The sequence below is a fragment of the Bradyrhizobium sp. JR4.3 genome, from assembly GCF_040547695.1.
Taxonomy (GTDB): domain Bacteria; phylum Pseudomonadota; class Alphaproteobacteria; order Rhizobiales; family Xanthobacteraceae; genus Bradyrhizobium; species Bradyrhizobium canariense.
Window position 1 is genome coordinate 84,957 of sequence record NZ_JBEPQF010000024.1, and the last position, 18,714, is coordinate 103,670.

Sequence of the window (18,714 nt, forward strand, 5' to 3'; positions counted from 1 at the left end):
CCAGATCATGCCGGCGCTGGTCTGCGTCGCGCGGATCGGCGCCGCGCATGGTGTGCGCGGCGCGGTCAAACTGTGGACCTTTACCGAGGATCCATTTGCCGTGCGGAGCTACGGCCTGCTCTCGTCCAAGGATGGCAAGCGCCAGTTCGAGGTCGCAACGGCGCGCGCGGCCAAGGATTATCTGGTTGCGACGTTCAAGGGCGTCACGACCCGCGATGAGGCCGAGCGCCTCAACGGCATCGAGCTCTACGTCGCGCGCGAAAAGCTGCCCGCGACGGACGAGGGCGAATATTACCACACCGATCTGATCGGGCTCGCCGCCGTCACCACCGCCGGCGATGCGCTCGGCCGCGTGCTCGCGATCCACAATTTCGGCGCCGGCGACATCATCGAGATCGCGCCGCCCACGGGGACCACGATGCTGCTGCCGTTCACGGACGCGGTGGTGCCGGAGGTCGATCTCACCGGCGGCCGCGTCGTGATCGCGCTGCCGCAGGAGATCGCGGGGGAGGATCCCTCCCCGGGTCGTCCCGGCCTAGTGCGCAACTTGCGCACGGGGGGCCGGGACCCATAACCACAGGCCAGAATTTTTAGCTAAACTGATCGCTCCAGCCGTCGCCAAACGAAGTGCGGTGGTTATGGGTCCCATCTGCGCTCCGCTTGTCCGGGACGACAATAACTGAGATCCGATGACCAACCCCTCACCCTGGCGCGCGACGGTGCTGACGCTGTTTCCGGAGATGTTTCCGGGGCCGCTCGGCGTGAGCCTGGCCGGCCGGGCGCTGGCTGGCGGGCTCTGGGAGCTGGAGGCACGGGACATCCGGGCCTCGGCCACCGACCGCCATCGCAGCGTCGATGATACCCCGGCCGGCGGCGGACCGGGCATGGTGCTTCGGGCCGATGTTCTGGCGGCGGCCATCGATGCCGCCGGGATCGGCCCGGACCGGCCGAAACTGCTGATGAGTCCGAGGGGTCGGCCATTGACCCAGGCCCGGGTCACGGAGCTGGCCAAGGGTCCGGGTCCCCTGATCGTCTGCGGGCGGTTCGAGGGGGTGGACCAGCGCGTGATCGACGGGCGGGGCCTGGAGGAGGTCTCGATCGGGGATTACGTCCTCTCCGGCGGTGAAATCGCAGCCTTGGCCCTGATCGACGCCTGCGTCCGGCTGCTACCGGGCGTGATGGGCAAGGAAGCCTCGGGAACCGAGGAAAGCTTTTCGGACGGCCTGCTCGAATACCCCCAATACACCCGGCCGCAGCTGTTCGAGGGAACCCCGATCCCGGAGATCCTGACCTCGGGCGACCATGCCAAGGTCGCGAGCTGGCGGCGGGCGGAATCCGAGGCCCTGACGGCGGCCCGGCGACCGGATTTGTGGGCCCAGATCCCGAGCAAAGTCCCGAATCAGGCAGGACGCCAAAAAACGCCAAAAAACAAGACAGACGGGTGACAAACGCTCCGGCTTGCCTTATAGCAGCGGCCACATCCGCAATGGCTGGATAAACGAATTTCGCGCAGCCCCCGTTTTCCAAGGCTGGGCGCGCCGATGGAGATTTACCCATGAACCTGATCCAACAGCTCGAAAAAGAGCAATTCGACAAGCTCTCCGCCAACAAGGAGATCCCGGAGTTCGGCCCCGGCGATACCGTGATCGTCAACGTGAAGGTCGTCGAAGGCGACCGCACCCGCGTGCAGGCCTATGAAGGCGTTTGCATCGGCCGTTCCGGCGGCGGCCTCAACGAGAGCTTCACGGTGCGCAAGATTTCGTACGGCGAAGGCGTGGAGCGCGTGTTCCCGGTGATGTCGCCGATGATCGACTCGATCAAGGTGGTGCGCCGCGGCAAGGTGCGTCGCGCCAAGCTCTATTATCTCCGCAACCTTCGCGGCAAGTCGGCCCGCATCGTCGAGAAGAAGCAGGACCGCCCGGCTGCTGCCGTCAACGAGTAAGCTCCGCTTACAGACGAGTTTTAGAAAGCGCGGGGCCAAACCCCGCGCTTTTTTGTTGCGTCAGCCGTGCGCGTCAAAGCCCTCGCGATTCCGGTTCGGCCTGCTATATATTCCTGGAATGTTTCCAGATTTGACCAGCCTCTCGCCCGTCAAGCGCGTCGTCATCGACGATCGCTCGCGGCTGCCCGGCCGGTTCTTCGGACGCTTCGCGACCTCGGCAACGTCAGAGCTTACGCGCGCAGCCTAAAAGCTGCGCTGACGATTTTGTTGCCCCGCGCGCCAGCCGCGCAACCCGCTCGACACAACATTCTGGAGCTGACGCTCATGTCCAAGCCGACCACATTGTACGACAAGATCTGGAACGACCATCTGGTGCACGAAGCCGACGACGGCACCTGCCTGCTCTATATCGATCGTCATCTGGTGCACGAGGTCACTTCACCGCAGGCGTTCGAAGGCCTGCGCGCCACCGGCCGCAAGGTGCATTCGCCGGAAAAGACGCTCGCCGTCGTCGATCACAACGTGCCGACCACCGACCGCACCAAGCCGAACCCCGACCCTGAGAGCATCGAGCAGATCAAGGCACTCGCCGATAACGCCAGGGAATTCGGCATCGAATATTACGACGAGTTCGACAAGCGTCAGGGCGTCGTCCACGTCATCGGTCCCGAGCAGGGCTTCACGCTGCCCGGCACCACCATCGTCTGCGGTGACAGCCACACTTCGACGCATGGTGCGTTCGGCGCGCTCGCGCACGGCATCGGCACGTCGGAAGTCGAGCATGTGCTGGCGACGCAGACGCTGATCCAGAAGAAGGCGAAGAACATGCGCGTCACCGTCGACGGCAAATTGCCGGATGGTGTGACGGGCAAGGACATCATCCTCGCGATCATCGGCGAGATCGGCACCGCGGGCGGCACCGGCTACGTGCTCGAATACGCCGGCGACGCGATCCGCGCACTCAGCATGGAAGGCCGCATGACCGTCTGCAACATGTCGATCGAAGGTGGCGCGCGCGCCGGCCTCGTCGCGCCCGACCAGAAGGCGTTCGACTTCTTGCGCGGCCGCCCGAAGGCACCGAAGGGCGCCGACTGGGATGCGGCGATGCGTTACTGGGAGAAGTTGCGCTCGGACGAGGGCGCGCATTTCGACCACGAGCTGCGGCTCGATGCAGCGAAGCTGCCGCCGATCGTGACCTGGGGCACGAGCCCTGAAGACGTGATCTCGGTGACCGGCAGCGTGCCCGATCCCGACAAGATCGCGGACGAGGCCAAGCGCCTGTCGAAGCACCGCGCGCTGAAATATATGGGCCTGACCGCGGGAACGAAGATCACCGACATCAAGCTCGACCGCATCTTCATCGGCTCCTGCACCAACGGCCGGATTGAGGATCTGCGCGCCGCCGCCAAGATCGCGGAAGGCAAGCAGGTCGCAGGCGGCGTCAACGCCATGGTCGTGCCGGGCTCCGGCCTCGTGAAGGAGCAGGCCGAGGCTGAAGGTCTGGACAAGATCTTCATCAAGGCCGGCTTCGAATGGCGCGAGCCCGGTTGCTCGATGTGCCTCGCGATGAACCCCGACAAGCTGGCTCCGGAAGAGCGCTGCGCCTCGACCTCGAACCGCAATTTCGAGGGCCGCCAGGGCTTCAAGGGCCGCACCCATCTGGTGTCGCCGGCGATGGCCGCAGCCGCGGCGATCGCGGGTCACTTCGTCGACATCAGGGAGTGGCGGTAAGCCGCTCGTTTTAATTTGAGCGATTGCGGCAAACCGCCGTTAATCGGCAGCGCCGACACTGCGTCCTCGCGAACATTTCGCGAGGACACGAGCTCATGGCCAGCAAGCCTGAATATGTCGATCTGATCAGCGCGGCGACGCCCCAGCATCGGCGGCGCGCGGCACCGCTGCGCAAGGTCGCCAAGCCCGAGGTCGAGGAGACCTCGAAGCTCAGCCGCTGGCCGCCGGCGATGTTCAAGCAATGGAAGATCGAGAACCTGACGCGATGGACGTCGGCGTCGTGGAAACTGAAGGATTGGCTTTAAGCCACCGGATGAACAAAGGGCGCCGTCGAGGCGCCCTTTTCATTTCGATCGTGCTTACCAATAGCGGTACGGATGGTGCCAGCGATGCCAGCGGCAGACGCGGCGCGGGCCGTAATAGGTCCAGATGACCCGGCATCGGCGCGGATGGCTGTAATAGGGATAGTAGCCGCCGTAATAGCGCCGATGAAAATGGCGATAGCCGTAATGCGGGCGATAGATGCCGTAGCGGTGGAATCCGCCTCCGCCATAGTGGCGAACTCCGCCGTAGCGATAGCCGCCGCCATGAAACGCGGGCACGGCGCGGAAGCCACCAGCATGGAAACCACCGCCGCGGAAGCCACCGATATGTCCTCCGCCACCGTGGAAGCCGCCTCCACCGTGGAAACCGCCGCCGCCATGAAAGCCGCCGCCACCATGCCCACCGCCGCCACCGCCGCCGTGGCGAACCGGGATCACATCGTCACTTGCGGCCTTCGCCACAGGCAACGCCGTCGGATTGATTGGAGTCATCGCCTCAGCACGACGCGTCGTTCCGGCCGACAGCATCAGCGTCGCGGCGGCCGCAATGCCGAGCAAGCGCATCGGGCTTGCCCTGAGACCCAATATTCTCAGCATGGACTTCTCCCTGAATCTGGACAGCGGAGTTGCGACGCTCGCTCCCGGCGCGCGTCATCCCTGTTCATTGGCGGTCGCTCCCAAGATTAAATTAGGGACAGCGACGTGAATGCCTCATGAATGAACGACGGGCGCAGCATCGCGCCGCGAGGTCACCGCCACGGCCCGAAGCCGAGCACGAACGGTGCGGGCACGCCGTAGGGATAAGGACGGTAGTAGACCGGCCGCGCGTAGTAATGCGGATCACGACGCGGGGCGTATCGCACGACGTCGGACCGCACATGTCGGCGCCCGTCGAACACCGCGCGCCCGGCCGACGCATCGGGCAGCTTCGTCACCCTGTGCGCAGCGGACGCGTGAGACAGGCCTGCGGCAAGCCCGACGCCAACCGCCAATGCGAACCATCTCGTCATGACGACCTCCGCCTCAGCGCGCGACGGGCACGGCGTTCGTATCAGCCCCGGCGCCAGTAGCAGCTCATATGCGGCACGATCACCGTGCCGCTGGGGCGAAATTCCTGCACATAGGTGGCGTTGCACTCGCGGACCGCATCGGGACCGGGATTGTAGCGGGGATAGACGCCATCAGGACTGTAATAGGGCGTGACGCGCAGGCGCGCCGGGGGCCGCTTGCGCGGCGGCGGCAGATCGTCTCGCGAGGCCGCCTGGGCCAGCCTGATCCCGGGAGTCGCGGTCTGGGCCTCCGCGCCAACGCAAAACTGCGAAAACAACCCCATGCACAGTAGCGTCAGCGCTGTTTTCGCTCGCATTTTTCCGCCCATTTGAACGTCCACTTCGAGGCCTACGCTCCCCGTTTTGACGGCGCCCGTCAACCTCGCCGCGCTTATAAAGCCGGATGCGTCGCCGCGAAACCCACGCTATGAGAAGCCCATGTGGACGGAATTGAAAGCGCCCTCGCTGGCCGAGATGGAAGCCATGGCGCATGAAGTCTTCGAACGCCTGCCGGCGGAGTTTCGTAGGCTGTGCGAGGGCGTGATCATCCGCGTCGACGACTTCCCCACGGAGGAAGTCCTGGACGAGATGGCATGCGAGAGCGAGTTCGACCTGCTCGGCCTGTTCCAGGGCGTCGGCCTGCCGCAGCAGAGTTTTGGCGACGTAGCACGGCTGCCCAACATGGTCTGGCTCTACCGACGGCCGATCCTGGACTATTGGGCCGAGCACGACGAAAGCCTCGGCCATATCGTTCGCCACGTCCTGATCCACGAGATCGGCCATCATTTCGGTCTCTCGGACGACGATATGGCCGCGATCGAGGCTCAAGAGCCTGGTTAGGCAGACGAGACCTGCCGAATTCGGCCTAGGATTTCCGCCGCGATCGCGATAAATACCGGTTCCCTAGACCATCCCGGGAAAGTGCAACCATGGACAAGTTCACCACGCTGGAAGGCGTCGCGGCGCCGCTGAAGATCATCAATGTCGACACCGACATGATCATTCCGAAGCAGTACCTCAAGACCATCAAGCGCACCGGCCTTGGCAAGGGGCTCTTCTCCGAGCAGCGCTACAAGGACGACGGCAGCGAGAATCCTGATTTCGTCCTCAACCAGCCGGCCTATCGCAATGCGAAGGTGCTGGTCGCCGGCGACAATTTCGGCTGCGGCTCGAGCCGCGAGCATGCGCCCTGGGCGCTGCTCGACTTCGGCATCCGCTGCGTGATCTCGACCTCGTTCGGCGACATCTTCTACAACAACTGCTTCAAAAACGGCATTCTGCCGATCCGCGTGGCCCAGGAAGACCTCGACAAGCTGTTCGACGACGCCGAGCGCGGCGCCAACGCGACGTTGACGATCGACCTGCCGAACCAGGAGATTCGCGGCCCCGACGGCGGCAAGGTCAAGTTCGAGATCGACCCGTTCCGCAAGCACTGCCTGATCAACGGCCTCGACGACATCGGCCTGACGATGGAGAAGAAGGCCTCGATCGATACCTATGAGGAGAAGCTCAAGCGCGAACGCGCCTGGGCCTGATCTCAAGTTTTTGTTTGAGCCCCGGTGCTGACAGCGCCGGGGCTTTTTCTTTGCCAGCGTTGTCCTCTATAGCTTGCGCCCATGTTGCCTGACATCGTCACCTTCTGGCACGGCCCGATGGACGCCCTGCGCCAGACCTGTCTGCGCTCGCAGCTGGCTGCCGGCCACAAGGTCACGGTCTACAGTTTCGACACCATTCCCGGCCTGCCCGCAGGCATCGCGAATGCGGATGCCGAGGCGATCCTGCCGCATGCGTTCTCCGAACGATTGCGACCGCCGCAGCCGGACGGCAGCTGGCGCGACTGGACCACGCTTCAGTTCAGCGACTTCTTCCGCATGAAGCTGATGGCGAAGGGACTCGGCCTCTGGCTCGACGCCGACGTGCTGCTGCTGAGGCCCGTCGAGATCGATCCGGCAAAGCCCTACTTCGCGTGGGAGCGTCCGCGCCAGCTCGGCAATTCCGTGATTTACCTTCCGCCCCGGCACGGCATCGTTGCCGCCTTCGAAGAGCTGATGGAGCAGGAGGAGCTGACGCCGAACTGGCTGTCGATACGCCATCGCGTCACGTTTGCGATGCGCCGCCTGCGCGGCGGCTCGAACCGCCTCTCCGATATCCGTGTTGCGATCTTCGGCCCGGCGGCACTCACCGCGCTCGCGCGCCGCACCGGCGAGCTGCACTGCGCCTTGCCGAAGCAATCGTTCTACGCCGTGCATGCCGAGCCAAAACTGTTCTTCGATCCCTCGAGCTATCTCGGCCTCGTCACCGACCGCGACATCATCGGCCTGCACATCTCGCCCAAGGGTCGCGGCGGCGAGAAACCGATCCCGGGCAGTCTTTATGCGTGGGCCGCGGAGCGGTTTGGCTAACTGCCGCGCAAGAGGTGCGCTCCCTCTCCCGCTTGCGGGAGAGGGAGTCTCCACGACGGGACAATCCCCTAGAGGAGAGAACCCTCACCCGGCGCGCGGGACGATGCTTCGCATCGCCCGGACGCGCCGACCTCTCCCGCAAGCGGGAGAGGTACACCGGAGGCCGCGGTCCCGTCATCGCTATTTGATCCAGCGCAACGCGCACCTGCACCATTGTGCCTAGTCTCGCTCCAATTCCGCCGTTCCAATGGAGCTTCGCATGAGCACCGCAACCAGGCCTTATCCCATTGTCCAGGACCTCATCGAATCCTTTGCAAGCTGGCTGAAGCATCGCCGCGAGCTGAACGAGATCCGGCAGCTCGACCGCGCCGATTTCGACCGGATCGCGCAAGATCTGCGGATCGCGCCTGACGATCTGGAGGAGCTGGTCCGCCACGGCAAGCACGCCGCGGACGAGCTGCCGAAGATGCTGGAGCAGCTCGGCATCAGCGCCGAAGGGCTTGGCCGCGCGCATCCGCTGCTGCTGCGCGACATGGAGCGGGTGTGCGCACTTTGCAGCCACAAGGGCCAGTGCGATCGCGAGCTGGCCGACGGCACCGCCGCGGAGAACTACCACGGATTCTGCGCGAATGCCTCGACACTGGAGTCGCTCGATCGCGCCGATCACGCGCATCGCTGAGGCATTGCTCTTATCAAGGGATTAGTTTAGCGGCCGGATGTCCCGCCGGTGCTAGATCACGCCCGTTCGGGCACAAGCTTCGCGCCGGGAAAATCCTTTGACGAGCTTTCTGCAAGCACGATAGCGCTCTTCCATGCTCGTCCCACTGACATTGCCCGGCGGGCTCGGTTCGGCCGCGCTTTCCTTTTTGGCAGCACGAGGCTGCGAGGTTTTCTCGCGCTTGCTTGAAGGCTCAACATCCTCCGGCACCGGCACGAGCTTCCAGACAGGGCCAAGCTCTATGTTCGCCTTCTCAGTTGGATTGTCCTTGTTGACGGACGACAGCGCAAGGACGTTCTTGTCCATCCTGACGGTGACGGGTGTTCCGCTGATGGAAAATTTGTCGTTCACAATGTATTCGGAAAACGATCGATACCCCGCCTGATCCTTCACCCACGATGCCTTTGTCGGCGGCCCCCAGAGGTAGTGTCCCTTGGCTAACCCGGTGGCAGAGACCTCCGTAACGATCAGCATGGCATAGCGCCCTTTGCCATTCGTCCATCCACGCTTGTTGGACCACACGCCGACAAATCTGGAGTTGGCATTGAGCGGATCATTCTGATCAGGCGAGATAGCGAAGCTTGGCAGTTTGAGTTGCTGAGCTGCCGCGATGGCTGCAACTTTCTGATTATCTTCGGGCGCAAATAGATTTCGGACGACGGTTTTTGCGTCCGGTTTCGGAGGGGCAGCTGGAGATGAGAGCACCGCAACTTCGTTGGCGTTGAAATTCTTGACCCGCTGGCGCGCTTCTGCGACGTGGCTGCTGCGGGGATACCTGGCCAGAAACTCCTCGTAGAGGCCTGCCACCGTGGACGTCTGGATAGACAGCCAAAACTTCTCGTCTTCCGCGGCATCTGCGGGCACGGGAGCCGACGCGACTGGCGTTTGAGCGCTCGCCACAGGAGCTCTCAGGTAAATCTCTTCCTTCGACAAAGAGCCGTATACGAAAGGCTGCTGCTCGCGTCTGGTGGCCGCCATCACGTCGTCACGAACACGACGAAACAGAAACGATATCTCCAGCCCCGGCGTTTCAATGTGCCGAAGGAGCGATGCCGTGAATGGGCTGTTCCGGCCATCCCCGTCACTTGCCGTAGTACCGTCCCGGGCGGCGTACGCAATCAGAACGTTATCGGATGGCTCCGTCGGAGCGAGTCCGCGAGCCACGGCCCGGGTGCTCAGCGAGCGCCTCATCTTTGCGGCAAAAGGATTGTTGCGGCATGCGTCCAGTATCACAAGGCCCAACTTTCGTGCCTTCGAAACCTGAAGGCTCACCGAACGCAGGCTGATGGCCTCGCTTTCGATGTCGGTATCGCTGCGCAGCTCTGCGCCAACCGGAATCAGCCAGTTCTCGCCGCTGACCTCCATGCCGTGTCCGGCATAGAAAACGACCGCAAGGTCTGCTCCCTCGGCAGAGCGGCCGAACTCGACGACGGCCTTCCTCATCTCTTGCGCCGTCGCGTTCTTGACCTGGGTGACTTTGAAATCAAGCCGCTCCAGCGCGCGACCAACGTCTGCCGCATCGCGCGTCGGGTTCGGCAATTCGGGCACTTTCTCATAGGCACCGTTTCCGATGACGAGCGCCACCCGGGCCTGCTGCGCAAGCGCCGGCGAGACCAACGAGAGTGAAGTGGCGACGACGGCAGCTAGCCAAAGAACGCGCATCAAATGCTTGCCCGGATCAAAATGTCGGGCGCGAAGGTAGCATTGTTCTTCACCGCCGCAACGGGAAAAGGCAGAATCGCGGGCGCTCGATCGTGCTGCGATCGCGCCACGGTGACGCGCGCTTACACGATCCAGTCTGGCGCGTGAGGCAGCTCGTCGCTCTCAGCCGTATCGTGATTGATCCAGATTTCGGCATTCTCGGAGCGAAGCAGCTCGACCACCTTGGCCATGGACGCGACCGTTGCCTGCGGGTCGGCATTGAAGGACGGCACGCGCATGTGCCGGAGGTTCTCGCGATTGTGCGCGACGTCGCCGCTCAGCAGCACAGCGCCGCGCCGCGGTAGCCTCACCATCAGCGAGCAATGCCCGAGGGTATGGCCCGGCGTGAAGATCATGCGCACCGCGCCGTCGCCAAATACGTCGTGGTCACCATCGACGATCTGGTAAGGCCGCTCTTTCAGGGATCTGTAGTGCTGCAGCGAATAGCCGAATTCTTCGGGCTCCGGTCCGAACATGGCCTCGAATTCAGCCCGCTGAGCGATCCATCTGGCATTTTCGAACAGATCGACATTCCCGATATGATCGAAATGCGCGTGGGAAAGCAGGATCGTGCCGATGTCGCGGGGCCGCACCCCGATTTCGTCCAGTTGGTCCGCGATGGGACGACGCACGACGCCGCGTATGCCATGGGCAATGATGCGTCCTTCCGGATGCTTCGATAGCTCATCCTCGATTCCCGTATCCCAGATCAGCCATTCGCCACGATGACTGACGAGATAGGCATTGCAGCTCAGCGTCATGGGTATCCCGACATTGATGCCCGGAGAATAGATCGACCCGTCCGCGACCTGCGCAATGCCACCGTCGAGGATGTAGAGTCTGTCAACCGTCGCCATTGGAGAACTCTTCAAGCCGCCGATTCAATCCGCCGCTTCGCCTCGCGCATGTCGCGCCCAGGCGGCATGCCGAACAGCCGGGAATATTCTCGCGTGAACTGCGTGATGCTTTCGTAGCCGACCTGATGAGCCGCGGTCGCGATCTGCACACCGTCGGCCAGCATCGCGCGGCGGGCTTCGATCAGGCGAAGCTGTTTCTGAAACTGTAGCGGGGTCAGCGAAGTGACGCTCCGGAAGTGCGCGTGAAATGCCGACGGGCTCATCGCGGCGGCTTTGGCCAACCGATCGACGCGCAACGGCTTGGCATAGCCGGCACGAATGAGCGCAACCGCGCGGCCGATCCGCTGTGCATGGCTATCGGCAATTCCGAGCGCCCTGATGGCCCCGCCGTGGCGGCCGGCCAGCAGCCAATAATGCAGCTCTCGCATCAGCTGGCCGCGCAAGATCGGCAAGGCTGAGGGGCGGTCGATCAGGCGCAACAGCCGGAGCGCTGCGTCCGCGAGCTCCTGCTCCGTCGGCTCGACTCGCAGCGGCCGGGATGGGATGAACGGGAGCGAACCCATCTCGACCACCAGTCCCTCGATGATTGTGGGGTCGAGCTCGACGACGAGCGAAAAATAGGGCGCGGCCGCCGTCGCGCGCGTGATCTGGCTGACCGTCGGCACATCACTCGCAATCAACAAGGAAGCGCCTGCTCCGAAGTCGAAGGACGTCCGGCCCGTCGCCACACGTTTGGCGCCTTGCAAGACGAGTGCGACCAGAGGCCTGGAGATCGCGTACAGGAGCGCACTCGGCGCGGTCTCGCGGATGATCGAGACGCCGGCGAAGGGCGTGGAGGCGACGCCCCTGTCGTCGGCGTGAGCCGCGGAATAACGACTGGCGATCTGGAGAAGCGTTTCGGTCACGCGCCAATTTTAGGCCGAGCTTGGCGCACAGGCAATCGGCGCCGGCCGTTCAGGCAGAAAATCAGGAGTTTTGGGCAAGTCCGCCGTCGCCGCATCCCGGAGTGTTGGGCAAGGCACTCCGAGGATCCGGCAACACCGGACGATCGATCGCGGGCAAACGGACATCACCGCAACGCTTCGAGGAATTTCCGATGCCCACCATTTCTCTCGTCACCGGGGCCAGTCGTGGCCTTGGCCGCAACACCGCCATCGCCATCGCACGTCACGGCGGCGATGTGATCGTGACCTATCGCAACGGGGCCGCCGCAGCACGCGAAGTCGTCGCCGAGATTGAATCGCTGGGGCGCAAGGCCATCGCGCTGGAATTTGATGTCACCGCCGTGTCGAGCTTTCCCGCGTTCTTCACAAAAGTTCGATCCGCGTTGGCGGAGCATTGGCGCGCCGAGAGATTCGATCACCTCGTCAACAATGCCGGTCAGGGCGAGATGGCCGCGATCGCGGAGACGACGGAACAACAGTTCGATGCCCTGTTCGCCACGCACGTCAAGGGACCCTTCTTCCTGACGCAGGCCTTGCTACCCTTGCTCTCCGACAAGGGCCGGATCATCAACTTCTCGAGCGGGCTGACGCGCGTGTCCTTCCCCGGCTTCTCGGCCTACGCGGCTGCGAAGGGCGCCATCGAGGTTCTGACCGTCTACATGGCCAGGGAATTTGGTGGGCGCGGCATCACGGCCAACGTCGTCGCGCCGGGCGCGATCGAAACCGATTTTCTCGGTGGCGCGGTTCGGGACATGCCGGATTTGAACAACCAATTTGCGCAGATGACCGCACTGGGCCGCGTCGGTCTGCCCGATGATATCGGACCGATGGTCGCGAGCCTGCTCGGTCCCGACAATCGTTGGGTCACGGCGCAGCGGATCGAGGTGTCCGGCGGCCAGACGATCTGAGCGAGGCGCGATTGGGTTACGAACTGGATGCGGCCCTGGCCCGCCCGCCGCGGCCGCACCCATCGCCCTTTGATTCCCACACGGCTACTGCGCCAATGCGTCGACCACGGCCGACGGCGTCACTCGTGAGCTAGAAGAAAGGATCGCGCACGTAGAACCTGCGTACACCCCACGGCTCCGTCGCAGGTCCATACTCCAATGTGACGCCAGCACGCTCCATTCTGCGTAACGCTTCATCCAGGTCATCCACTTCGATCGAAAGATCCGGGACCGGCGTACCCGAACCGCCTTCACTTGCGATGCTCAGTTGAGGAGCCATTTTCGATTGTGCAGCGAATGTCGCGATCCATCCCTGGTCCATGACGGCCTCCAGGCCGAGGACGTCCTGGTAGAATCGGCGCGCCAGCGATACGTCGGCCGCGGCGATGTTCGTGACGATGCGTTTCACTTTCATGGCGCCGGCGCTCCGCTTTTTCGGCTAGGCAACTAGCCCTTCCCCATCGCCGCAATCGCGTCCGCGATCTCGATCGTGCGCCGCGCCATGTCGGCGTGCAGGCGCTCCACCATGGCGCCGTCGAGACGGATCGCGCCGCGCGAGACGTTCTCCGGCAATTCGAACGCGGCGATGATCTTTCGCGCGCGCGCGACGTCCTCTTCGGGCGGGGTGAAGATCGCGTTGCAGGCTTCGATCTGCGAGGGATGAATCAGCGTCTTGCCATCGAAACCGAGATCGCGCGCTTGCGCGCATTCGGTGGCGAAACCATCGGAATTGGCGATGTCGCTGTAGGGGCCGTCGAGGATTTCGAGGCCATGGGCGCGCGTCGCCAGGATGCAATGGGTGATCATCGGGATCATCGCCGCGCGGCCCGGCAGCATCTTGATGCGCGTCTCGCGCGAGATGTCGTTCGGGCCGAACACGAAGCCTGACAGGCGCCGCGCTGGATCGCGCCCGGCGGCCGCCAGCTCTTCGGCATGCAGCACGGCGCGTGCGGTCTCGATCATGGCCCACACCTTTACGGTCGGCGCCGCGCCGAGTTCGGCGAGACGACGGCCGATCGTGTCGAGGTCCTCGACGCTTGAAACTTTTGGAACCAGGATGCCGTCCGGCGAGGCCTTGGCGGCCATCGCGAAATCGTCGCTCCACCAGGGCGTGTCGAGGCCGTTGGTCCGGATCAGGATCTCGCGCTTGCCGAACCCTTTGGCTGCGATCGCGGCCGCTATGCCGTCGCGCGCCACCGCCTTGGCATCGGGCGCGACGGAGTCTTCCAGATCGAGGATCAGGCCGTCGGCGGCGAGATTGCGCGCCTTTTCCAGCGCGCGGGGGTTGGAGCCGGGCATGAACAGATGGCTGCGGCGCGGGCGGGTCATGCAAGCGTTCCTTCCGGTTACCTCGTCTCACTTCCGACCGAAGCCGATAGCATCTGGCCTGCCTATTCGAAAGGCTTGTTCGTCCCAGCGGTATATGATTAGGCATAGGCTATGACCACATTCCCAGAGCATTTGCTGGAAGGCTACAAGGCCTTCGCCACCCAGCGGCTGCCGACCGAGCAGACCCGCTACCGCGAGCTGTCGGTGAAGGGGCAGTTCCCTGAAGTGATGGTGATCGGCTGCTGCGATAGCCGCGTTTCTCCCGAAGTGATCTTCGACGTCGGGCCGGGCGAACTCTTCGTCGTCCGCAACATCGCCAATCTGGTGCCGGTGTATCAGCCCGACGGCAACGCGCATGGCGTCTCGGCGGCGCTGGAATATGCCGTGACGGTGCTGAAGGTGAAGCACATCGTGGTGCTCGGGCACGCGCAATGCGGCGGCATCCGCGCCTTCGTCGACAAGATCGAGCCGCTCACGCCGGGCGACTTCATCGGCAAATGGATGCAGATGTTCATCAAGCCGGGCGAAGTGGTGGAGCAGCGCGACCACGAGACCATGGCGCAATTCGTCGAGCGCATCGAAAAGGCCGCGGTGTTCCGCAGCCTGGAAAACCTGATGACCTTCCCGTTCGTGCAGAAGGCGGTCGAGAGCGGCCAGATGCAGACCCACGGCGCCTATTTCGGCGTCGCGGAGGGATCGCTGTTCGTGCTGGACAAGGCGGCGAAGGAATTCAGGAACGCGCGCGAGGTGGCGTAGGTCCCCAGCTCTTGTAGGGTGGGCAAAGCGTAGCGTGCCCACCGCTTCTATCGCGATCGTGGAGAGATGGTGGGCACGGCGCTCCGCGCCTTTGCCCACCCTACGGCAGCGGAGCTACGCCGCCTTCTTCTTCGCGCTGATCAGCTTGCGGTTGATCAGGACTTCCGCGATCTGGATCGCGTTGAGCGCGGCGCCCTTGCGTAGATTATCCGAGACGCACCACAGCACGAGACCGTTCTCCACCGTCGCGTCCTCGCGGATGCGGCTGATATAGGTGGCGTCCTCGCCGGCGGCTTCATACGGCGTGGCGTAGCCGCCGGGCTCATGCTTGTCGATGACGAGGCAGCCCGGCGCCTTGCGCAGGATGTCGCGCGCTTCGTCCGCGCTGATCGGGTTCTCGAACTCGATGTTGACGGCTTCGGAATGGCCGACGAAAACAGGCACGCGCACGCAGGTCGCGGAGAGCTTGATCTTGGGATCAAGAATCTTCTTGGTCTCCGCCATCATCTTCCACTCTTCCTTGGTGTAGCCGTCCTCCATGAAGACGTCGATCTGGGGAATGACGTTGAAGGCGATGCGCGCGGGAAACTTGTTATTGACCAGCTCCTGATTGGTGTAGACGGCCTTGGTCTGCGAGAACAATTCGTCCATTGCGTCCTTGCCGGCGCCCGACACCGATTGATAGGTCGAGACCACGACGCGCTTGATCGTCGCCTTGTCGTGCAGCGGCTTGAGTGCGACCACGAGCTGCGCGGTCGAGCAGTTCGGGTTGGCGATGATGTTCTTCTTCTTGAAGCCCGCAGTCGCGTCCGCATTCACTTCCGGCACGATCAACGGCACGTCCGGGTCCATGCGCCAGGCCGAGGAATTGTCGATCACGACGGTGCCGGCGGCGCCGATCTTCGGCGACCATTCCTTCGACACCTCGCCGCCCGCCGACATCAGGCAGATGTCGACGTCGGAGAAGTCATAATGCTCGAGCGCTTTGACCTTCAGGGTGCGGTCGCCGTAGGAGACCTCGACGCCCATGCTGCGGCGTGAGGCCAGGGCCACCACCTCGTCCGCAGGGAATTTGCGCTCATCCAGAATGTTGAGCATTTCCCGTCCGACATTGCCGGTCGCGCCGACGACTGCGACTTTGTAACCCATCGTTCACTCTCCGACGAAAAAGCTCTTTCCTGAAGCTGAGGCTTAAACAGGAAGAGCAGCGCTTCTATGCGAGAACCGGCCTCAAGACAACGTTGGACCATGCCTTAGGGACGTGGATGCAGTCGCCTGAGGCCAGCACGGCCACAAACCCCACCCAGATCCATCTGGCGCTTGCGGCCTTCGCCGACGAGGTCGTCGGCACGCTGGCGCGCCTGTTCGCCTATGTGGGGGCTTTGGTGCTGTTTGCCATCCTCGGCCTTGCCGCACTCGGCCAGCTGCCAAACTTGCGCGACGATGATCCGGCGCTGAAGCCGAGTTGGAGCGTGGCCGACCGCTCGCCTCAGGGTTTCGCCCTTAGCCGGCTGGATTCGTCAGAAAAAACAGCTTCTTACGCCATCTTCAGGCACCCCGAAGGCGGCCGCAGGGACGTGATGCGCTGGGCCAGCGAGGCGGACAAGCCCATAGCCGAACTCATGGCCGAGCTCGAGATCTACCGGGAAGGCGGCGAATTCGACGTGGCGCGCCCGGCAACTCTGGATCTGGCCGCCCGGATGGGACTGGGCACCGCGGCCCGGCTGGAGCAAGCCGGCCTGATCGACACGAAATTCGGCCCCGTCGCCCTATTCCAGCCGACCGGCACGACGGAGGGCGCGCGGGCCTGCCTCGGCTACCTCAAGCGCAGCGAGGAGCCGGCGCTCCAGATCTCCGGATTTTCCTGCCAGGGCGACAGCCTGCCCGCCCGGCGCGCGGCGATCGCCTGCACGCTGAACCGGCTGACGCTGCTGACCTCGGGCAACGAGCCGAAGCTGGCCGAATTGTTCGCCCATGCGGAGCTGAAGCGCCGCCCCTGCGCGCTCCCGGGCTCGTCGGACTGGCTGCTCGGCGCCGCCAATGCGCAATTGCGCGGCGCGCTCTGACCGGCATCAAGCTCAAGTGGCTGTATCCATGCAACTTTTGCCGGCGTGCACGATTATTCAGCGCTGGTGTGACCCAATAGACCTAGTTGCAGTCGCCCCGGCCGGGTTAGTATGGGGGTGAAATTGATTGGCGGCTTGCCGCCTGAAGGGGACGTGATGAGCTCGAATTTCTCTGCCGCGAACAAACTGGCGATGTGGCTTGCGGCCGGCGCCGTGATTGCCATGTCCTCAGCCTTCGCGACACCCGCCTCGGCCGACACCAAGAAGCAGCGCTATGACAGCGGCCGTCACTATTACGGCCCGAGCGGCCCCAATGCGAGCTATCAGCAGGGCCGCACCCGCATCTATGTGAGCAAGCGCTCCTGGCTCGACGGCGGCACCGAGGTCAATCCGGGCGACCGCAAATTCTCCGACTACGCCTTCCCGCCGGCGGTGGGCTATCCGACCTTCGCGCGCGAAAATCTCAACCGCCCGATCGATCGCCAGCCGCTGAGCACGCCGCAGGATGTTGGCGGCTATCCGCAGAATTTCCCGCTGTACTGAGGCGGACATATCGACCGAATCAAAATGGCCGGGCTCGCGCCCGGCCATTTTTGTTTTGATGAGACCTTGTAGGGTGGGCAAAGGCGCGAAGCGCCGTGCCCACCATCTCTCGGCAATGCCGATCAGAATGGCGGGCACGCTTCGCTTTGCCCACCCTACAAACTGAGGCGGACATATCGACGAATAAAAATGGCCGGGCTCGCGCCCGGCCATTTTGTTTGAGATGTCAGCGACGCGCGTCGTTACGCGTGCAGCTTCTGCAATTCCTTCAGGATCGCTTCGCCCATCTGCGTGGTCGAGGCGGCAATGGTGCCTTCCGACTTGATGTCGGCGGTGCGCAGGCCGCTGGCCAGCACCGCGGCGATCGCGGCGTCGACCTTGTCGGCGAGCGCGCCCATGTCGAAGGAATAGCGCAGCGCCATGCCGAACGACGAGATCATCGCGATCGGATTGGCGAGGCCCTGGCCTGCGATATCAGGCGCCGAGCCGTGCACGGGCTCGTACAGCGCCTTGCGCTTCTTGCTCTTGACGTCGACCTCGCCGAGCGAGGCCGAGGGCAGCATGCCGAGCGATCCCGTCAGCATCGCCGCGATGTCGGACAGCATGTCGCCGAACAGATTGTCGGTGACGATGACGTCGAATTGCTTCGGCCATTTCACCAGCATCATGCCGCCGGAATCGGCGAGCTGGTGCTCGAGCGTGACGTCGGGGTATTCGCGCTTGTGGACCTGGGTCATGACCTCGTTCCAGAGCACGCCCGACTTCATGACGTTGCGCTTCTCCATCGAGGTCACCTTGTTCTTGCGCTTCTTGGCAAGCTCGAAGGCGACGCGGCCGATGCGCTCGATCTCATAGGTGTCGTAGACCTGGGTATCGATGGCGCGCTTCTGGCCGTTGCCGAGGTCGGTGATGGTCTTGGGCTCACCGAAATAGACGCCGCCGGTGAGCTCGCGCACGATCATGATGTCGAGGCCCTCGACCGCCTCGCGCTTGAGGCTGGAGGCCTCCGCCAGCGCCGGGTAGCAGACCGCGGGACGGAGGTTGGCGAACAGACCGAGATCCTTGCGCAGGCGCAGCAGGCCGGCTTCGGGGCGGACCTCGTAGGGCACCGCGTCCCATTTGGGACCGCCGACCGCGCCGAAGATGATCGCGTCGGCGTCCTTGGCCTTGGCCATGTCGCCTTCCGAGATCGACACCTTGTGCGCCTCATAGGCCGAACCGCCGACGAGGCCGGTGTCAGTCTCGAACTTGGCGATCCCGGCCGAATTGAGCCAGTCGATCAGCCGCTTCACCTCGCCCATCACCTCGGGGCCGATACCGTCGCCGGGAAGCAGCAGCAGTTTGTGGGTCGCCATGGTCGTTTCCTCTGAGGTCGATTTCGGCCGGAGTGCTAGAGCGGCGATGCG

General features: G+C 63.7%; 23 protein-coding genes. 13 read left to right on the forward strand and 10 right to left on the reverse strand.

From position 1 onward, the window contains the following. Positions 1-7: 7 nt before the first annotated feature. The 5 genes from rimM (at position 8) to ABIB91_RS30065 (ending at position 3,978) form a co-directional block, all read left to right on the forward strand. Entirely contained in the window at positions 8-574 is a 567-nt protein-coding gene (rimM, locus tag ABIB91_RS30045; protein WP_354169855.1) for a ribosome maturation factor RimM, read from the forward strand. Between the two features lie 115 nt (positions 575-689). Beyond that, entirely contained in the window at positions 690-1,445 is a 756-nt protein-coding gene (trmD, locus tag ABIB91_RS30050) for a tRNA (guanosine(37)-N1)-methyltransferase TrmD (RefSeq protein ID WP_354169857.1), read from the forward strand. A 110-nt stretch (positions 1,446-1,555) separates the two neighbouring features. Continuing rightward, positions 1,556-1,942, forward strand: a complete 387-nt coding sequence (gene rplS / locus ABIB91_RS30055) for a 50S ribosomal protein L19 (RefSeq protein ID WP_007598824.1) — start codon at positions 1,556-1,558, stop codon at positions 1,940-1,942. Between the two features lie 324 nt (positions 1,943-2,266). Beyond that, positions 2,267-3,673, forward strand: a complete 1,407-nt coding sequence (gene leuC / locus ABIB91_RS30060; protein ID WP_354169859.1) for a 3-isopropylmalate dehydratase large subunit — start codon at positions 2,267-2,269, stop codon at positions 3,671-3,673. 95 nt (positions 3,674-3,768) lie between these two features. Further along, entirely contained in the window at positions 3,769-3,978 is a 210-nt protein-coding gene (locus tag ABIB91_RS30065; protein WP_354169861.1) for a hypothetical protein, read from the forward strand. Positions 3,979-4,032: 54 nt separating this feature from the next. Here the strand turns inward: ABIB91_RS30065 and ABIB91_RS30070 are convergent, their stop codons facing one another. From ABIB91_RS30070 to ABIB91_RS30080, 3 genes are all read right to left on the reverse strand, one after another. Beyond that, the gene (locus tag ABIB91_RS30070; RefSeq protein WP_354169863.1) at positions 4,033-4,593 is read right to left on the reverse strand and encodes a hypothetical protein; all 561 of its coding nucleotides are present in this window, start codon (positions 4,591-4,593) and stop codon (positions 4,033-4,035) included. Positions 4,594-4,745: 152 nt separating this feature from the next. After that, positions 4,746-5,006 (reverse strand): hypothetical protein, encoded by a 261-nt coding sequence (locus tag ABIB91_RS30075; protein WP_007598817.1) that lies wholly within the window; start codon positions 5,004-5,006, stop codon positions 4,746-4,748. A 41-nt stretch (positions 5,007-5,047) separates the two neighbouring features. Continuing rightward, positions 5,048-5,329 (reverse strand): hypothetical protein, encoded by a 282-nt coding sequence (locus tag ABIB91_RS30080; RefSeq protein ID WP_354169913.1) that lies wholly within the window; start codon positions 5,327-5,329, stop codon positions 5,048-5,050. 154 nt (positions 5,330-5,483) lie between these two features. On the opposite strand from ABIB91_RS30080, the gene ABIB91_RS30085 reads away from it, so the two are divergent. The 4 genes from ABIB91_RS30085 to ABIB91_RS30100 all read left to right on the forward strand — a co-directional run bounded on the left by ABIB91_RS30085 (position 5,484) and on the right by ABIB91_RS30100 (position 8,126). After that, on the forward strand, positions 5,484-5,885 hold the full coding sequence (locus ABIB91_RS30085) for a metallopeptidase family protein (protein WP_007598813.1): 402 nt from the start codon (positions 5,484-5,486) through the stop codon (positions 5,883-5,885). 89 nt (positions 5,886-5,974) lie between these two features. Continuing rightward, on the forward strand, positions 5,975-6,580 hold the full coding sequence (gene leuD, locus ABIB91_RS30090) for a 3-isopropylmalate dehydratase small subunit (RefSeq protein ID WP_007604257.1): 606 nt from the start codon (positions 5,975-5,977) through the stop codon (positions 6,578-6,580). Between the two features lie 81 nt (positions 6,581-6,661). Then, positions 6,662-7,447 (forward strand): glycosyltransferase family 32 protein, encoded by a 786-nt coding sequence (locus ABIB91_RS30095; protein ID WP_354169866.1) that lies wholly within the window; start codon positions 6,662-6,664, stop codon positions 7,445-7,447. 259 nt (positions 7,448-7,706) lie between these two features. Further along, entirely contained in the window at positions 7,707-8,126 is a 420-nt protein-coding gene (locus tag ABIB91_RS30100) for a hypothetical protein (RefSeq protein ID WP_354169868.1), read from the forward strand. Between the two features lie 51 nt (positions 8,127-8,177). On the opposite strand, the gene ABIB91_RS30105 is transcribed toward ABIB91_RS30100, so the two are convergent. From ABIB91_RS30105 to ABIB91_RS30115, 3 genes are all read right to left on the reverse strand, one after another. Further along, entirely contained in the window at positions 8,178-9,749 is a 1,572-nt protein-coding gene (locus ABIB91_RS30105; RefSeq protein ID WP_354169870.1) for a caspase family protein, read from the reverse strand. Between the two features lie 200 nt (positions 9,750-9,949). Then, positions 9,950-10,723: an N-acyl homoserine lactonase family protein gene (locus ABIB91_RS30110; RefSeq protein WP_354169872.1), complete on the reverse strand. Its 774-nt coding sequence runs from the start codon at positions 10,721-10,723 to the stop codon at positions 9,950-9,952. Positions 10,724-10,734: 11 nt separating this feature from the next. Then, entirely contained in the window at positions 10,735-11,628 is an 894-nt protein-coding gene (locus ABIB91_RS30115) for an AraC family transcriptional regulator (protein WP_354169874.1), read from the reverse strand. 191 nt (positions 11,629-11,819) lie between these two features. On the opposite strand from ABIB91_RS30115, the gene ABIB91_RS30120 reads away from it, so the two are divergent. Continuing rightward, positions 11,820-12,575 carry an SDR family NAD(P)-dependent oxidoreductase gene (locus ABIB91_RS30120; protein WP_354169876.1) on the forward strand — a complete coding sequence of 252 codons (756 nt, stop codon included), beginning with the start codon at positions 11,820-11,822 and terminating at the stop codon, positions 12,573-12,575. A 130-nt stretch (positions 12,576-12,705) separates the two neighbouring features. Here ABIB91_RS30120 and ABIB91_RS30125 read toward each other — a convergent pair whose 3' ends face one another. Both ABIB91_RS30125 and ABIB91_RS30130 read right to left on the reverse strand, forming a co-directional pair. Next, complete coding sequence (locus ABIB91_RS30125; RefSeq protein ID WP_354169878.1) at positions 12,706-13,029, reverse strand: VOC family protein; 324 nt, start codon at positions 13,027-13,029, stop codon at positions 12,706-12,708. A gap of 32 nt (positions 13,030-13,061) precedes the next feature. Beyond that, positions 13,062-13,943, reverse strand: a complete 882-nt coding sequence (locus tag ABIB91_RS30130; RefSeq protein ID WP_354169880.1) for an HpcH/HpaI aldolase/citrate lyase family protein — start codon at positions 13,941-13,943, stop codon at positions 13,062-13,064. Positions 13,944-14,054: 111 nt separating this feature from the next. Here ABIB91_RS30130 and ABIB91_RS30135 point away from each other — a divergent pair, with 111 nt between their 5' ends. Then, complete coding sequence (locus ABIB91_RS30135) at positions 14,055-14,699, forward strand: carbonic anhydrase (protein WP_007598798.1); 645 nt, start codon at positions 14,055-14,057, stop codon at positions 14,697-14,699. Positions 14,700-14,813: 114 nt separating this feature from the next. Here ABIB91_RS30135 and ABIB91_RS30140 read toward each other — a convergent pair whose 3' ends face one another. Continuing rightward, the gene (locus ABIB91_RS30140; RefSeq protein ID WP_007598796.1) at positions 14,814-15,848 is read right to left on the reverse strand and encodes an aspartate-semialdehyde dehydrogenase; all 1,035 of its coding nucleotides are present in this window, start codon (positions 15,846-15,848) and stop codon (positions 14,814-14,816) included. Between the two features lie 116 nt (positions 15,849-15,964). Between ABIB91_RS30140 and ABIB91_RS30145 the strand changes: the two genes are divergently transcribed. Further along, positions 15,965-16,765: a hypothetical protein gene (locus ABIB91_RS30145; RefSeq protein ID WP_354169883.1), complete on the forward strand. Its 801-nt coding sequence runs from the start codon at positions 15,965-15,967 to the stop codon at positions 16,763-16,765. 156 nt (positions 16,766-16,921) lie between these two features. Continuing rightward, on the forward strand, positions 16,922-17,308 hold the full coding sequence (locus tag ABIB91_RS30150) for a hypothetical protein (RefSeq protein ID WP_027566362.1): 387 nt from the start codon (positions 16,922-16,924) through the stop codon (positions 17,306-17,308). A gap of 242 nt (positions 17,309-17,550) precedes the next feature. Here ABIB91_RS30150 and leuB read toward each other — a convergent pair whose 3' ends face one another. After that, positions 17,551-18,663, reverse strand: coding sequence for a 3-isopropylmalate dehydrogenase (leuB, locus tag ABIB91_RS30155; RefSeq protein WP_354169885.1), 1,113 nt, complete (start codon positions 18,661-18,663; stop codon positions 17,551-17,553). Positions 18,664-18,714 lie beyond the last annotated feature (51 nt).

Coding starts and splice junctions, on each gene's coding strand:
- rimM (WP_354169855.1), top strand. CDS start 8: ATGCCGGCGCTGGTCTGCGTCGCGCGGATCGGCGCCGCGCATGGTGTG.
- trmD (WP_354169857.1), top strand. CDS start 690: ATGACCAACCCCTCACCCTGGCGCGCGACGGTGCTGACGCTGTTTCCG.
- rplS (WP_007598824.1), top strand. CDS start 1,556: ATGAACCTGATCCAACAGCTCGAAAAAGAGCAATTCGACAAGCTCTCC.
- leuC (WP_354169859.1), top strand. CDS start 2,267: ATGTCCAAGCCGACCACATTGTACGACAAGATCTGGAACGACCATCTG.
- ABIB91_RS30065 (WP_354169861.1), top strand. CDS start 3,769: ATGGCCAGCAAGCCTGAATATGTCGATCTGATCAGCGCGGCGACGCCC.
- ABIB91_RS30070 (WP_354169863.1), bottom strand. CDS start 4,593: ATGCTGAGAATATTGGGTCTCAGGGCAAGCCCGATGCGCTTGCTCGGC.
- ABIB91_RS30075 (WP_007598817.1), bottom strand. CDS start 5,006: ATGACGAGATGGTTCGCATTGGCGGTTGGCGTCGGGCTTGCCGCAGGC.
- ABIB91_RS30080 (WP_354169913.1), bottom strand. CDS start 5,329: ATGGGGTTGTTTTCGCAGTTTTGCGTTGGCGCGGAGGCCCAGACCGCG.
- ABIB91_RS30085 (WP_007598813.1), top strand. CDS start 5,484: ATGTGGACGGAATTGAAAGCGCCCTCGCTGGCCGAGATGGAAGCCATG.
- leuD (WP_007604257.1), top strand. CDS start 5,975: ATGGACAAGTTCACCACGCTGGAAGGCGTCGCGGCGCCGCTGAAGATC.
- ABIB91_RS30095 (WP_354169866.1), top strand. CDS start 6,662: ATGTTGCCTGACATCGTCACCTTCTGGCACGGCCCGATGGACGCCCTG.
- ABIB91_RS30100 (WP_354169868.1), top strand. CDS start 7,707: ATGAGCACCGCAACCAGGCCTTATCCCATTGTCCAGGACCTCATCGAA.
- ABIB91_RS30110 (WP_354169872.1), bottom strand. CDS start 10,723: ATGGCGACGGTTGACAGACTCTACATCCTCGACGGTGGCATTGCGCAG.
- ABIB91_RS30120 (WP_354169876.1), top strand. CDS start 11,820: ATGCCCACCATTTCTCTCGTCACCGGGGCCAGTCGTGGCCTTGGCCGC.
- ABIB91_RS30125 (WP_354169878.1), bottom strand. CDS start 13,029: ATGAAAGTGAAACGCATCGTCACGAACATCGCCGCGGCCGACGTATCG.
- ABIB91_RS30130 (WP_354169880.1), bottom strand. CDS start 13,943: ATGACCCGCCCGCGCCGCAGCCATCTGTTCATGCCCGGCTCCAACCCC.
- ABIB91_RS30135 (WP_007598798.1), top strand. CDS start 14,055: ATGACCACATTCCCAGAGCATTTGCTGGAAGGCTACAAGGCCTTCGCC.
- ABIB91_RS30140 (WP_007598796.1), bottom strand. CDS start 15,848: ATGGGTTACAAAGTCGCAGTCGTCGGCGCGACCGGCAATGTCGGACGG.
- ABIB91_RS30145 (WP_354169883.1), top strand. CDS start 15,965: ATGCAGTCGCCTGAGGCCAGCACGGCCACAAACCCCACCCAGATCCAT.
- ABIB91_RS30150 (WP_027566362.1), top strand. CDS start 16,922: ATGAGCTCGAATTTCTCTGCCGCGAACAAACTGGCGATGTGGCTTGCG.
- leuB (WP_354169885.1), bottom strand. CDS start 18,663: ATGGCGACCCACAAACTGCTGCTGCTTCCCGGCGACGGTATCGGCCCC.